9 protein-coding genes and 1 pseudogene are annotated in these 13,703 nt (G+C 68.5%); 5 read left to right on the forward strand and 5 right to left on the reverse strand.

From position 1 onward, the window contains the following. The first annotated feature begins 9 nt into the window (after window positions 1-9). From QM682_RS15655 to argC, 4 genes are all read left to right on the forward strand, one after another. Window positions 10-5,553: an alpha-2-macroglobulin family protein gene (locus QM682_RS15655; RefSeq protein ID WP_415131371.1), complete on the forward strand. Its 5,544-nt coding sequence runs from the start codon at window positions 10-12 to the stop codon at window positions 5,551-5,553. 142 nt (window positions 5,554-5,695) lie between these two features. Continuing rightward, on the forward strand, window positions 5,696-7,222 hold the full coding sequence (gene adh, locus QM682_RS15660; RefSeq protein WP_415131373.1) for an aldehyde dehydrogenase: 1,527 nt from the start codon (window positions 5,696-5,698) through the stop codon (window positions 7,220-7,222). Between the two features lie 184 nt (window positions 7,223-7,406). Then, complete coding sequence (locus QM682_RS15665; protein ID WP_415131375.1) at window positions 7,407-7,709, forward strand: hypothetical protein; 303 nt, start codon at window positions 7,407-7,409, stop codon at window positions 7,707-7,709. A 167-nt stretch (window positions 7,710-7,876) separates the two neighbouring features. Next, window positions 7,877-8,899 carry an N-acetyl-gamma-glutamyl-phosphate reductase gene (gene argC, locus QM682_RS15670; protein ID WP_415131377.1) on the forward strand — a complete coding sequence of 341 codons (1,023 nt, stop codon included), beginning with the start codon at window positions 7,877-7,879 and terminating at the stop codon, window positions 8,897-8,899. Window positions 8,900-9,351: 452 nt separating this feature from the next. On the opposite strand, the gene QM682_RS15675 is transcribed toward argC, so the two are convergent. From QM682_RS15675 to QM682_RS15690, 4 genes are all read right to left on the reverse strand, one after another. After that, on the reverse strand, window positions 9,352-9,510 hold the full coding sequence (locus QM682_RS15675) for a Trm112 family protein (protein ID WP_415131413.1): 159 nt from the start codon (window positions 9,508-9,510) through the stop codon (window positions 9,352-9,354). 74 nt (window positions 9,511-9,584) lie between these two features. Further along, the gene (locus QM682_RS15680) at window positions 9,585-10,217 is read right to left on the reverse strand and encodes an LON peptidase substrate-binding domain-containing protein (RefSeq protein ID WP_415131379.1); all 633 of its coding nucleotides are present in this window, start codon (window positions 10,215-10,217) and stop codon (window positions 9,585-9,587) included. Between the two features lie 3 nt (window positions 10,218-10,220). After that, a complete protein-coding gene (gene trxA, locus QM682_RS15685; RefSeq protein ID WP_415131381.1) occupies window positions 10,221-11,138 on the reverse strand; it encodes a thioredoxin in 918 nt (305 codons plus the stop codon). Window positions 11,139-11,225: 87 nt separating this feature from the next. Further along, window positions 11,226-12,011, reverse strand: coding sequence for an exodeoxyribonuclease III (locus QM682_RS15690; protein WP_415131383.1), 786 nt, complete (start codon window positions 12,009-12,011; stop codon window positions 11,226-11,228). Window positions 12,012-12,215: 204 nt separating this feature from the next. Here QM682_RS15690 and QM682_RS15695 point away from each other — a divergent pair. After that, window positions 12,216-12,525, forward strand: a pseudogene (locus QM682_RS15695) (IS5/IS1182 family transposase); the annotation flags it as partial. Between the two features lie 911 nt (window positions 12,526-13,436). On the opposite strand, the gene QM682_RS15700 reads toward QM682_RS15695, so the two are convergent. Then, complete coding sequence (locus tag QM682_RS15700) at window positions 13,437-13,682, reverse strand: hypothetical protein (RefSeq protein WP_415131385.1); 246 nt, start codon at window positions 13,680-13,682, stop codon at window positions 13,437-13,439. Window positions 13,683-13,703 lie beyond the last annotated feature (21 nt).

Here is a 13,703-nt window from a genome sequence, read left to right on the forward strand (position 1 = left end):
GAGGAAGCGATGGATTCCTGGGGGCGAGTGATCCGTGCGGCGGCGGTTCTGGGCCTTGGCCTTGGTCTGGGACTGGATCTGGCGACCGCCCCGGCGGCGCGGGCCCAGGACGCGCCCCTGCCGCCCCGTCGGGTCGAGTTGCAGGCCGATACCGACCTGCCCGGCGGCGATCTGGGCAAGATCTTCGACACCACCCTGCAAGCCTGCATCCAGGCTTGCCTGGGCGATGCGCGATGCCACGCGCTGACCTACAACCAGAATGCCCGCGCCTGTTTCCCGAAGGGCGAGGGGGCCGGCGCGCCCGCGCGCTTCGCGGGGGCGCTTTCGGGCCGGGTGCTGGACGCCTTGCCCGAGGACCAGGCCCGCGCCGAAGGCCGCGCCAAGGCCGCGCCCTTCCTGACCGCCCAGGATCTTGAGGGCGCCCGGACCCAGGCCCGCAGCCTGTCCGCGATGAACCCGCCACAACCGGGGCTGGACGCGCGCGAGGCCGCCATCGCCGCCGAACATGGCGGTGATCTTTCCGCCGCCGCGCGGCTGATGGCGCAGGAACTGGGCCCCAGCGACGCGCCCGAGGATTGGACCAACCTTGCCCGCCTGACGCTTTACACCAGCGACAGCGGCGACAACCAGGCATCCGCCGCCATCGCCGCCATCGCCGCGAACGGCTATCTGCGCGCGGCCGCCGATCCGGTCGCGGCGCAGGCGCTGAGCTGGCTTGCCATGGCATGGGAACGGCAGGGCCGGGGCGTGGACGCGCTGAGCGCGCTGCGCCTGGCCGCGAAGCTGTCGCCCCAGGACGGCGCCATCGCCTCGGCGCTTCAGGAATCGCAGGCAAGAAACGGGCTGCGCGTCACCGACAGCCAGGTCGAGGTCGAAGGCCCCCGGCCCCGTTTCTGCGCCACGCTGTCGCGCGATCTGGAAACCGGCACCGACTACACCCCCTATCTGCGCCTGCCCCAGAGCGATCTGACGGTCGAGGCGCAGGGCAACCGCATCTGCATCGCCGGGCTGAGCCACGGGCAAGAGGTGCGGATGACGCTGCGCGCGGGCCTGCCCTCGGGCGATGGCGAAAGGCTGGCGCGCGATGTGACGCTGACCGGCTATGTCCGCGACCGCGCGCCCGAGGTGCGCTTTACCGGCCGGGCCTATGTGCTGCCGGCCTCGGGCGATCAGCGGCTGTCCATGGTCACGGTCAATGCCGACCGGGTGGACCTGACCCTGCTGAAGATCTCGGACCGCAACCTGATCCGCGCCATGGCCGAGGACATGTTCGCGACGCCCCTGGACAGTTGGCGCGCCGGCTATTTCAGTGACAGCATGGCGCGGCGGGTCTGGTCCGGCACGGCCGATGTCGCGAAGCCCATGGGCCAGACCGCGCTGAACCAGGAGCTGACCACCAGCCTTGCCGTCCCGGCCAAGGCCGGCCCGCTTGAGCCGGGGATCTATATCCTGCAAGCCCAGGTCTCGGGCGAAAGCGCCTCGGATACCGGGATCGCGGCGCAATGGTTCGTGATCTCGGATTTCGGGATCTCGGCCTTTTCGGGCACGGACGGGCTGACCGTCGCCGTGCGCAGCCTGCGCGACACCGCGCCGAAGCTTGGGGCCGAGGTCGCGCTGGTCAGCCGCTCGAACGAGGTGCTGGCGCGGACGCTGACGGACGAGCACGGCATCGCCCGCTTCGCGCCGGGCCTGGCGCTGGGGGCCGATGGCGCCGCGCCCGCGCTGGTCACCGTCACCTATTGGCAGGGCGAAGGCGCGGGGCCGGTCCCGCGTGACATCGCCTTCCTGTCGCTTTCGGACCCGGAGTTCGATCTGTCCGATCGCGGGGTCGAAGGCCGCCCTCCCGCGCCGCCGATCGACCTGTTCCTAAGCACCGATCGCGGCGCCTATCGCGTGGGCGAAACCCTGAACGCCACCATCCTGGCGCGCGACGGCAATGCCCGCGCGCTTCAGAACCTGCCCCTGACCGCCGTGATCCTGCGCCCCGACGGGGTCGAGGCCGCGCGCCTGGCCCCGGCCCCTGCGCAGGCGGGCGGCGGCACGCTGTCCTGGACCATTCCCGGCACCGCGCCACGCGGCACCTGGCGGCTGGAACTGCGCGCCGAGGCGGACGGCCCGGCGCTGGCCACCCAGCGCCTGCTGGTCGAGGATTTCCTGCCCGAGCGCATAGACTTCACCCCCAGCCTGCCGCAAGGCCCGGCCCGCGCGGGCGGCACGCTGGATCTGTCGCTGTCGGCGCGCTGGCTGTTCGGCGCCCCCGCCGCCAACCTACCGGTCGAGGCGGTGCTGCGGCTTTCCCCCTCGGCCAGCCTTGAGGGCTTCGCGGGCTATCGCTTCGGGCCCCAGGACGACGCGACGGCGCCGGTGGCGAGCAGCCTGCCCTCGGGGCAGACCGATGCGCGGGGGAATTACCACGCCCGGATCCCGCTGCCCCCCGCCGCCGAGCTTGGCCCCCGCCCGATCCGGGCCGAGGTGGTGCTGGACATCCGCGAGGGCGCGGGCCGCCCGGTCGAACGGGCCGAGACCCGCACCATCATGCCCGACACCCCGGTGATCGGCATCAAACCGCTGTTTCAGGGCGATACCGTGCCCGAGGGAGCCGAGGCGCGCTTCGCGCTGCTGGCGGTCGGCCCCGACCTGAAGCCCGCCGCCCAGCCGGTGCGCTGGGTGCTGAACCGCGTCGACACCGATTACCAATGGTATTCGCTTGGCGGGCAATGGAACTGGGAGGCGACGACCACCCGCCGCCGCATCGCCGAGGGCGAGACCACCGCCGAAGTCGCCACCGAATTCGCTGCCGAGATCGCCGTCCCCGTCGATTGGGGCCAATACGAACTGGTGGCCGAGCCGGCCTCGGGACAGGGCGGGCAAAGCTCGGTCCTGTTCCATGCCGGCTGGGGCGCGGTGGCGAATGCCGGGACGCCGACGCCCGACCGCCTTCAGGTGGTGCTGGACAAGCCCGCCTATCGCAGCGGCGAGACGGCGCAGGTCAAGGTGCAGGCGCTGGCCGATGGGCTGGGGCTGGTCTCGGTCCTGTCGAACCGCGTGGTCTCGATGCAGACCGTCTCGCTGAAACAGGGCGAGAACGGCCTTTCGCTGCCCGTCACCGACGATTGGGGGGCGGGGGTCTATGTCACCGTCTCGGCCATCCGTCCGCTGGGCGAGGCCAAGGCCGACGAGCGCGTTCCGGTCCGCGCGCTGGGTCTGGCCCATGCCGCCGTCGATCCCGGCGACCGCAGGCTTTCGGCCAGCATCCAGGCCCCGGCCGAGACCCGCCCGCGCGGCACGATCCCCGTCACGCTGAAGATCCAAGGAGCGGCCGGGCAGACCGCGGGGGGCCAGACGGTGCAGGCCACCATCGCCGCCGTGGACCAGGGCATCCTGAACCTGACGGGATTCCAGCCGCCGGACCCCTCGGATCACTATTTCGGACAGCGCCGGCTGGGCGTGGGCCTGCGCGACCTTTACGGGCGGCTGATCCTGTCGACCGGCGCCCCGGACGGCGCGCTGCGCGAGGGCGGCGATGCCATGAGCGCCGCGACCCAGGCCCCGCCGCCCACGGAAAAGCTGATGAGCTGGTTCTCGGGGCCGGTGACGCTGGGCGAGGACGGGACCGCGACCGTCCAGGTCCCGGTCGGGGACTTCAACGGCGAACTGCGGCTGATGGCCGTGCTTTGGTCCGAGGCGGCCGTGGGCCAGGCGAATGCGACCGTGCTGGTGCGCGATCCCGTGGTGATGACCATGACCGCGCCCGCCTTCCTGGCACCCGGCGACCGGGCCGAGATCGGGCTGCGGCTGACCCATGCGGGCGGGCCGTCGGGGCAGATGCATCTGGCCGTCCGGCAGACCGGCGGCCCGGCGCTGGAAACCACCCTGGCCCAGCAGACCGTTGACCTGCCCGAACATGCCCAGGCGCAGGTGCGGATGCCGGTCGCGGCAGACGATACGCTGGGCACGGCCGATCTGCTGCTGACGCTGACGACACCCGACGGGCTGGACCTGACCAAGCGGATCGCGATCCCCGTGGCGCTGAACCAGTCCGACATCCAGCGCCGCGACCGGCTGACCGTGGCACCGGGGGAAAGCGTGACCCTGCCCCCGGCGCTGACGGCGGGGCTGCTGCCGGGCGCCGAGTTGACGGCGACGATCGGTCCCTATGCGCGGCTGGACGTGGCGGGTGCCTTGGCGCGGCTTTCGCGCTATCCCTATGGCTGCACCGAGCAACTGACCTCGGGGGCGCTGCCGCTGCTTTACCTGCCCCGTCTTTCGGCACTGGAGGGAGTGGCACGGGGCGATACCGGCGCGACCGTGGACCAGGCCATCGCCCAGATCCTGACGCGGCAGGGCGCGAATGGCGGCTTCGGCCTGTGGTCGGCTGATTCGGGCGACCTGTGGCTGGAAGCCTATGTCACCGATTTCCTGTCCCGCGCCCGCGCGGCGGGCCATGCGGTGCCGGACACAGCCTTCCGCCAGGCCATCGACAACCTCAGGAACCGGGCCAATTACGCCACCGACCCCTCGGCCGCCTCAGCCGATGAGAACGCGGCCCTGGCCTATGCCCTGGCCGTGCTGGCGCGCGAGCGCGCGGCGACGGTGGGCGACCTGCGCTATTACGCCGACACGGCGGCGGGTGCCTTCTCGACGCCCATGGCGGCGGGCAATCTGGGCGCGGCGCTGGCCTTTTACGGCGACCAGCCGCGCGCGGATCGGATGTTCGGCCAGGCGCGCGACCTGCTGAACCTGGACACCCCCGAGCCGCGCAGCTTCCGCCCGGATTACGGCACCCGGCTGCGCGACACCGCGGCGCTTCTGGCGCTTGCGGCCGAGGCCCGCACCAAGGTCATCGACGAAACCGGCCTGACCGGCCGGCTGGCCCAGGCCATCGCCCAGGCCGAGGCCCAGGGCAAGGCGCTCTCGACCCAGGAATCAGTCTGGACGGTGATGGCCGCGCAGGCGTTGTCGCAGGGCGCGCCGGGCGCCAGCCTGAACGGCATCGCGCTGAGCCAGCCGGTCCTGGCCCTGCCCGATTCCTCGGCCAGCATCGCCAATACCGGCACTGCGCCCGTCGAGGTGACGCTGACCGCCACGGGCAAGCCGATGAACAGCCCCCCGGCCGGCGGGCGCGGCTATCGGATCGAGCGCAGCTATTTCTCGATCCAGGGCGAGGCCATCGACCCCGCGAGCGTCGCCCAGGGCACGCGCATGGTGGCCCAGATCCGCGTCATCCCCGAAGCCGAGGGGGGCGGGCGGCTGATCGTCTCGGATCCGCTGCCGGCGGGATGGGAGATCGACAATCCCAACCTGCTGCGCGCGGGCGACATCGCGGCGCTGGACTGGCTTGAGGGCCAGACCGAGGCCGAGATGACCGAATTCCGCGCGGACCGTTTCGCGGCGGCGCTGACCTGGACCTCGGACCAGCCCTTCAGCCTGGCCTATATCCTGCGCGCGGTGACGCCCGGCACCTTCCGCCACCCCTCGGCCAGCGTCGAGGACATGTATCGCCCCGAACTCCGCGCCTGGAGCGAGGGGGGGACCGTGGCGGTCACACCCTGACCCGAACGACGCGGGAGGCGGGGACGCCCCCGCGCCGAACACATTCGACGGCGCGGTCAAGCCTGTCGTTGATTTCTGGCCCCGACAGGCCCACCCTATGCGCGGGACCGGCGGGAGGCTGGTCAGGACAGGAGGAACCACCATGCCAAACGACCAGACGCATGACTTCAAAGGCGTCACCGTCATGCCCTTCGCCAAACGATACGACAATTACATCGGCGGCGAATGGGTGGCGCCGAAATCCGGCCGCTATTTCACCAACACCACGCCCATCACCGGAGCCGAGATCGGCGAAATCGCCCGCTCGGGCGCCGAGGATATCGAGGCCGCGCTGGACGCCGCCCATGCCGCGAAGGACGGATGGGGCCATACCGCCCCGGCTGAACGCTCCAACATCCTGCTGAGGATCGCAGACCGGATGGAGCGGAACCTGGAACTGCTGGCCACCGCCGAAACCTGGGACAACGGCAAGCCCATCCGCGAGACCATGGCCGCCGACGTGCCGCTGGCCATCGACCATTTCCGCTATTTCGCGGGGGTCCTGCGCGCGCAGGAAGGCACGCTGTCGGAAATCGACGGCACCACCATCGCCTATCACTTCCACGAGCCGCTGGGCGTGGTGGGCCAGATCATCCCCTGGAACTTTCCGCTGCTGATGGCCTGCTGGAAACTGGCCCCGGCGCTGGCGGCCGGGAATTGCGTGGTGATCAAGCCCGCCGAGCAGACCCCCGCCAGCATCATGGTCTGGATCGGGCTGATCGGCGATCTGCTGCCGCCGGGCGTGCTGAACGTAGTGAACGGCTTCGGGCTTGAGGCGGGCAAGCCTTTGGCATCCAGCAAGCGCATCGCCAAGATCGCCTTTACCGGGGAAACATCGACCGGGCGGCTGATCATGCAATACGCATCCGAGAACCTGATCCCGGTGACGCTGGAACTGGGCGGCAAGTCCCCAAACGTCTTTTTCGCCGATGTCGCGCGCGAGGACGACGATTTCTTCGACAAGGCGCTGGAAGGCTTCGCCATGTTCGCGCTGAACCAGGGCGAGGTCTGCACCTGCCCTTCGCGCGTGCTGATCCAGGAATCGATCTATGACCGCTTCATCGAGCGCGCCGTCAAGCGCACCCAGGCGATCACCCAGGGCGATCCGAGGGACGCCGCGACCATGATCGGAGCCCAGGCATCCAGCGAACAGCAGCAAAAGATCCTGTCCTATCTGGACATCGGCCGCCAGGAGGGCGCCGAGGTGCTGACCGGCGGCAAGGCCGCCGATCTGGGCGGCGAATTGTCGGGCGGCTTCTATATCGAGCCGACGATCTTTCGCGGCACCAACAAGATGCGGATCTTCCAGGAGGAGATCTTCGGCCCCGTGGTCTCGGTCACGACCTTCAAGGACGAGGCCGAGGCGCTGGAAATCGCCAATGACACGCTTTACGGCCTGGGCGCCGGGGTGTGGTCGCGGGATGCGAATACCTGCTACCGCATGGGACGTGGCATCAAGGCCGGCCGGGTCTGGACCAACTGCTATCACGCCTATCCCGCGCATGCGGCCTTCGGCGGCTACAAGCAATCCGGTATCGGGCGCGAGACGCACAAGATGATGCTGGACCACTATCAGCAGACCAAGAACATGCTGGTCAGCTATTCGCCGAAAAGGCTGGGCTTCTTCTGAAGAAAGGCGGCCCCCTGACGGGGGCCGCAGCCTCCGGCGGGGGTATTTTGGCAAACGAAGAAGGGGGGGGGGCGCCTTGGCGCGTCCCGGTTCCGGGCCTTAGGTGCCCGAACCGCGCGCTGCCCGAGGATGGAGCGACCATCGAGGGCGCGGGCAAGACCGCGATCATGCAGAGTTCCGTGCCTTGCGCGACAGCGCGAAATTCGAGCATATGCCGGGCTTCGCCGCCACCCCATATCCACGCCAGGCCGACCGCGACATGGGGTCGCGCGGCCCGCCCGGCGACAAGGTGTTGGCGACAGCGCCGCATCCCCTGGAAACCACCACGATCCAAATGGTCAATGACGCCCATGCGCGCGAGAACCGCTGGCACGGGCCGACGATGCAGCGCCACCGGCGGGTGGCCCGCACCATCCGCGCCGCCCGCCCCTGTTCCAGTATCCAGATAAGGAGGATGCACGCCGCCGGGCAGGTTCGACATGAGTGAGCGATTGACTGCGCCGCGCCTTGGAGCGGGGCGGTGACGGCCAGGGATTTCCGCCCCGGAGCGGGACCGGCCGAGCCGAGATGCCAGGCTGGACGGGGTGGGCGGCATGGCGCTTCATATCTCGGCCAGCCGATACGAGGTTCGGACGCATTCCCGCCCGACCTTGGATGAGCAGGCTTGACCATGGATGCGGGCTGCGGTTCCCGATCCGCCCGGATCTTTGCGCGCAAGGTTGCCCGAGAACCGGGCGCGCGCTATGCAAGGCGCTTAGACAGGAGGCGATGATGGCGAAGGTATTCATCGACGGCGAGGCCGGCACGACCGGCTTGCAGATCCGCGACCGGCTGGTCGGGCGGACGGATATCGAGTTGATCCAGGTCGATCCCGCGCGCCGCAAGGATGCCGATGCCCGCCGCGAGGCCTTTGCCGGCGCCGATGTGGCGATCCTGTGCCTGCCCGACGCCGCCGCGCGCGAGGCGGTGGCGCTGGCGGAAGGGCTGCCTACCCGCTTCATCGACGCCTCGACAGCGCATCGGGTCGATCCGGCCTGGGTTTTCGGCTTTGCGGAACTCTCGGGCGATGCACGGCAGGCGATTGCCGGGGCGCAATATGTCTCGAATCCCGGCTGCTATTCGACCGGGGCCATCGCGATCCTGGCGCCTCTGGTCAAGGCCGGGCTGATCGCCCCGGACGAAGCTTTGTCTATCAACGCCGTCTCGGGCTATACAGGCGGCGGCAAGGAGCTGATCGGCGAATACGAACGCGGCGAGGCGCCCGCGCATTTCGTCTATGCCCTGGCGCAGACCCACAAGCATCTTCCTGAGATCGTGAAATATTCCGGGCTTTCCGCGCGCCCGGTCTTCGCCCCTTCGGTGGGGAATTTCGCGCAGGGCATGGCGGTGCAGATACCGCTGCATCTGCGCGGCGACCGCAGCCTTGAGAGCCTGCGCGAGGCGCTTGCCCGGCATTACCAGGACCAGCAATTCGTCGCGGTGATCCCGTCCGAGGCCCGCGTGGTCCCGACCCGGCTGAATGGCACCAACCGGCTGGAAATCTCGGTTCATGGCGATGCCGGAAATGGCTGCGCGGTGGTCGTGGCGGTCCTGGACAACCTGGGCAAGGGTGCATCGGGGGCGGCGGTGCAGAACCTGAACATCATGCTGGGCGGCGACGAGAGCGCGGGGCTGTAAGGCCCCGAACCTGCCAGAAGGCATGTCGTGACGCGCGGCCCATGCACGGGCGTCGCGCGCCCCATGGGAAAATCCGCCCCCGCATGGTGCATTTGTATCATGCGGGGGCCGGCATCGCATTTCCAGTCCTGACGCGGGCCGGAATCGGCGCAGGGCGATACGAGGTCGCGCGACAAGAGGCAAGGCGGCAAGGGCGCGCGCACCCGCAGATGGTGATCTGGGCCAGGACGGCCCTCCCCTTCCCCTGCCCCTGGTCTGGTTTTCAGGACGAAGCGCGGCACCGGCACGCATATTCCGCGCGCGGCGGGGCATCTGGACGGTCATCCCTTCGCCGCAAGCCAAGCCGCTTTCACGCAAGGCAGTCCCGATTCTGCTCCAAATGATCCGTTGCGGGCCCATGGGGAATCGGATGGCCCCCTGCCGGCGGCCTTTTCCACACGCGGCGCGCGGGGCTAGCCGGCCTTGATCTGGCGCGCCTCGGCCACCAGCATGATCGGGATACCGTCATGGATCGGGAAGGCCAGCCCCGCCGCTTCCGAGATCAGTTCCTGCCGGCGGGCGTCATAGCGCAGGGTCGAATGGGTCACGGGGCAGACCAGCGCCTCAAGCATGTGGCGGTCATAGCCGCGCGCGTTCTGCGCCGCGATCTCGGCCCCGGTCGCGGAAGCCTGCGCAGGATCATAGGTCATTGGATGGTTTCCTCGTCATCGCCGCCCCGCAGGGCATATTCCAGCAGCCCGTCCAGCAGATCGCGCCGCAGAGCAAGAGTCGGGCTTTCCAGAAGCGCCTGCTTTTCCTCGGGGGCGAAGGGCAGAAGCATGGCGAGGCTGTTGACCAGCGTTTCCTCTTCGGAATGCTGCGCCGCCTCCCAGTCGGTGGTCAACCCGCGCCGGTCGGCATAGCGGGCAAGCTTGGCGATCAGCGCCGCGCGATCCCCCGGCGGCGCGGTCTCGGGACGCGGGGCGAGGTCGCTTTCGAAACCGCGCCACAGCACGCGCCCGCGCAGATAGGGGGCAAAGCCCTGTTCGGTCCGGTCCAGCCGAAAGCGCGATATCGCCCGCAGCGAGATCATCATCCGGTTATCGTCCAACTCGGAAAAGCTGGTGATTCGCCCCGCGCAGCCGACACGCGAAAGTTTCCCGGCGGGATCGGGCTGGATGATGCCGATCAACCGCTCGGGGGTCTTCAGCGCATCCTCGACCATTTGCAGATAGCGTGGCTCGTAGATGTGAAGCGGCAGGCGGGTGCGGGGCAGAAGCACCGCGCCCTCAAGCGGGAAGAGCGCGATCACGGGCGGCAGATCGGGCGGGCGCGCCATGGCTTAGGCGAAGATCAGCGACGAAAGCCGGCGGCGACCTTTCTGGACCAGGGGATCGGTGGGCTTCATCGCATCGAAGATGGTGATGAGCTGGGCCTTCGCCGCACCCTCGTTCCAGTCCCGATCCCGGCGGAAGGCGTCCAGAAGCTGGTCGATGGCCTCCTCGACCTGGCCCGCCGCGTGCAGCGCCGTGGCATAGTCGAAGCGGGCCTGCTGGTCGGCGGGATCCGCCTCGACCTTACGGCGCAGGTCGTCCAGCGGGCCGGCCTTGGCGGCCTGGCGGGCAAGCTGCAACTGGGCGCGCGCGGCCTCGACCGGGGCGGCATGGGCGATGGCCGCGGGCACGCGGTCCAGTTCGGCCCCGGCGGCATCGGCATCGCCCTGGGCCAGGCGCGCGCGCACGAGACCGCCCCAGGCGGCGGCGTTTTCAGGCTCTTCCTCGGCGATAGCGGCGAAGGTCTCGGCCGCATCCTCGGCCGCCCCCTCGGCAAGCATCGCTTCGGCGGCTTCCAGCGCCTCGGCAAGGCCGCCGTCATCGCCCGAAAGCGCGGCCAGCTTCTCGACGAATTGCTTGACCTGGCTTTGCGGCACGGCGCCCTGGAAAGCATCGACGGGCTGGCCCTGGAAGAAGGCATAGACGGTCGGAATCGACTGCACGCGAAGCTGGGCCGCGATCATCTGATTCTCGTCCACATTGACCTTGGCCATGCGGACGCGGCCCTTGTGCTTCTTGACCTCGGCCTCAAGCTGCGGCCCGAGGGTCTTGCAGGGGCCGCACCACGGAGCCCAGAAATCCACGATGACCGGGGTGGCCATCGAGGCATCGACCACCTCGGCCATGAAATCGGCCTCGGTCACGTCATTGATGAAGTCTTCGGTCTTGGGTGCGGTCTGGCTGGCACCGTCGAAAAGCATGGCCATGTTTCTTCTCGCCTGGCTCGGAATCTGAATGTCTGGCGCAATATGGTGGCTTCGCGCGGCAAGCGGAAGAGCCGGATTGCGCGAAAGCTAGAGATCGAAACTGGCCAGCACCGGCACATGGTCGCTGGGCTGTTCCCAGCCGCGCACCGGGCGAAGAATACGGCTTGCGTGGCCCGCATTCGCGATGTCGGGTGTCGCCCAGATATGGTCCAGCCGCCGGCCCTTGTCGGCGGCGTCCCAATCGCGGGCACGATAGCTCCACCAGGAATAGAGCAGCCCCTGGGGGATGTCCTGGCGGGTGATGTCCACCCATTTTCCCGCATCCTGGGCGGCGCCCAGATGCTCGACCTCGATGGGGGTATGGCTTACGATCTTCAGAAGCTGCTTATGGGACCAAACGTCATCCTCCCGGGGGGCGATGTTCAGGTCGCCGACCAGGATCGAGCGGCTGGGATTGTCGGCATGGAAAGTGTCGCGCATCTCGGTCAGGAAATCCAGCTTCTGGCCGAATTTCACGTTCACCTCGCGGTCGGGAATGTCGCCGCCGGCGGGAACATAGACATTGTGGATGGTGATGCCGTTTTCCAGCCGCGCCGCGACATGGCGGGCATGGCCCAGGCCCGCGTAATCGCGATCCCCCGCATCCTCGACAGGCAGCTTCGAGAGGATCGCGACACCGTTATAGCCCTTTTGCCCCCGCGCCACGAAATGGCGATAGCCAAGGCTCTGGAACAGATCCAGAGGGATCTTCTCGACCGGGCTTTTCGTCTCTTGCAGGCAAAGAATGTCGGGCATTTCTTCGGTCAGCAGCCGGCCCACCAGGGTCTCGCGCAGGCGGACCGAGTTTATGTTCCAGGTGGCGATGGTGAACATGGGGCGGGCTCCTTTTCCGGGCTCGGAGCCTAGGCTGCCCGGTTGGGGTTGTCCATCCGCGCTGGCGCCGAGCGCCGGGGGTTTCACACCCCCGGACCCCCGTGGGATATTTGGGCAAGAAAGAATGGCGACGCGAGGTGCACCCGGTTATTTCGCAATGCGTGGCCTCGGTGAGTGCGGCAATGCAAGAGGGATGCCTTATGGGTGTTCGGCCGGATCATGAAGGGACTGGCCGCCGGAAGCAGCGGACAGAAGACCGCCATGATCGATGCAACCCGTCTGAAAGCACGCCCCCCGGTATCGTCGAGCGGCCTGCCCGAGGCTGAATGGTGGATCTCCGACCGGGTCATGATGGCGGCTGGTTCAGGGACGCCTTGAAGGACAGGGGGATATGTCCTTACATCCCGGACCGGAAGCCGCGCGCCAAGACTATCCGCTACGGCAAGCGCGCTATCGGCGGTGCGACCGCATCGAGATCATGGTCGGCCGCCTGAAGGATCTGCGGCGTGGCGCTTGGCCGTGACCGCTTTGTCCCGGTTATCGGGGGGAAGATTCGGGTCTTGATCCGGCGCAATGCGTCAGCTGGATCGGCGAGGCGGCCTGCTGGGCGGCGATGCGCGCTGTCATCCCAGATGTAGGCTATGCTTGGCGGGCGCCCAAGGTAGCTGTTGCAGCACTCGCTTTGTCAGGGAAGTTTCCCATTCTGGTGTCGAAGACAGGCATGTCCTCTTTGATCCTGACATCTCACGCCGCGAAATCCCTCCCTGGCGTAAGACGACGAAAGGGCCCTCACGCCCCCCCCCTTTCAATCACTGCCGCGCCCCCTGCTCGGCCTGATCCTCGAAGAGCGGTTGGGCGGCATGGCCTGACCGGCCGTGTAGCCCCACCCGGTGCCCAAGATACTCTCGGAATCCGCCACCGTTTCTCCGATGCCCGCCAGAACGATGGGCTGGGCGACGCGACCGGCCTTGATGCCCGCGACATAGATCACGCGGGCACCACCCGTGCTTGATCGGCCCGAGCGACCAGAAGCAGGAACCCGTCGCCGCCCTCGCCGACAGTCACATTGACTGCGCCTGGTGCCTGAGCCGTAACCCGCAGCCGGCGACGGAACCTCATCAGCGAGCAATACGCCCGCGGCCCCGGCGCAAACGGTCCGAGGCGCGGCAATCAGACCCAACACCAAGGCCAGCAAAACCCGATGAGGCCGAACCACCAGCACCCCCTGGGCCGCCAGCGCCACCGTAACCACCAAAAGAGGCTTCGGCGGTGGTGGTGGAGTGCTCTGCGCCGCCAGGATACCCCTGCCCGGATGCTCCAATCTCCAGAATGCTGGAAGCAATGGCATCGGACCCGGACCGCCCACAACCGCCGATCGCCGTTTCGGACGACCCACCAAGCGGATCCAAGACCGAATTACTGCCATCACTGTGCGGCAAGCCTGTCGTAATCGTCGCACCGCCTGCGCCGGGAATACGCAGCTGACGCACTCCGTCCGCCAGTCGTGTCGACGGACGCGCTCAAGCCGGCGCTGGAGAGGATCCCGATCACGGCGCGATCCTCCCCGGCCTGTTGAACCTCGCCCGCCAGTTCCGCGCGCACATTCCCGGCTGCCTGTCCCGACCCGTCAACCCGCCGGTCCTCCAGGGAGCCGTCATCGAGCAAAAGCATCAGAGCCCCTTCCCCCCTGAC

Origin of the sequence: Paracoccus sp. (in: a-proteobacteria) (genome assembly GCF_047605025.1) — a bacterium.
Lineage (GTDB): Bacteria > Pseudomonadota > Alphaproteobacteria > Rhodobacterales > Rhodobacteraceae > Paracoccus.

What these genes read in the sequence shown, in the direction of transcription:
- QM682_RS15655 (WP_415131371.1), top strand. Translation starts at nt 10, where the DNA reads ATGGATTCCTGGGGGCGAGTGATCCGTGCGGCGGCGGTTCTGGGCCTT.
- adh (WP_415131373.1), top strand. Translation starts at nt 5,696, where the DNA reads ATGCCAAACGACCAGACGCATGACTTCAAAGGCGTCACCGTCATGCCC.
- argC (WP_415131377.1), top strand. Translation starts at nt 7,877, where the DNA reads ATGAGCAGGCTTGACCATGGATGCGGGCTGCGGTTCCCGATCCGCCCG.
- QM682_RS15675 (WP_415131413.1), bottom strand. Translation starts at nt 9,510, where the DNA reads ATGCTTGAGGCGCTGGTCTGCCCCGTGACCCATTCGACCCTGCGCTAT.
- QM682_RS15680 (WP_415131379.1), bottom strand. Translation starts at nt 10,217, where the DNA reads ATGGCGCGCCCGCCCGATCTGCCGCCCGTGATCGCGCTCTTCCCGCTT.
- trxA (WP_415131381.1), bottom strand. Translation starts at nt 11,138, where the DNA reads ATGGCCATGCTTTTCGACGGTGCCAGCCAGACCGCACCCAAGACCGAA.
- QM682_RS15690 (WP_415131383.1), bottom strand. Translation starts at nt 12,011, where the DNA reads ATGTTCACCATCGCCACCTGGAACATAAACTCGGTCCGCCTGCGCGAG.
- QM682_RS15700 (WP_415131385.1), bottom strand. Translation starts at nt 13,682, where the DNA reads ATGCTTTTGCTCGATGACGGCTCCCTGGAGGACCGGCGGGTTGACGGG.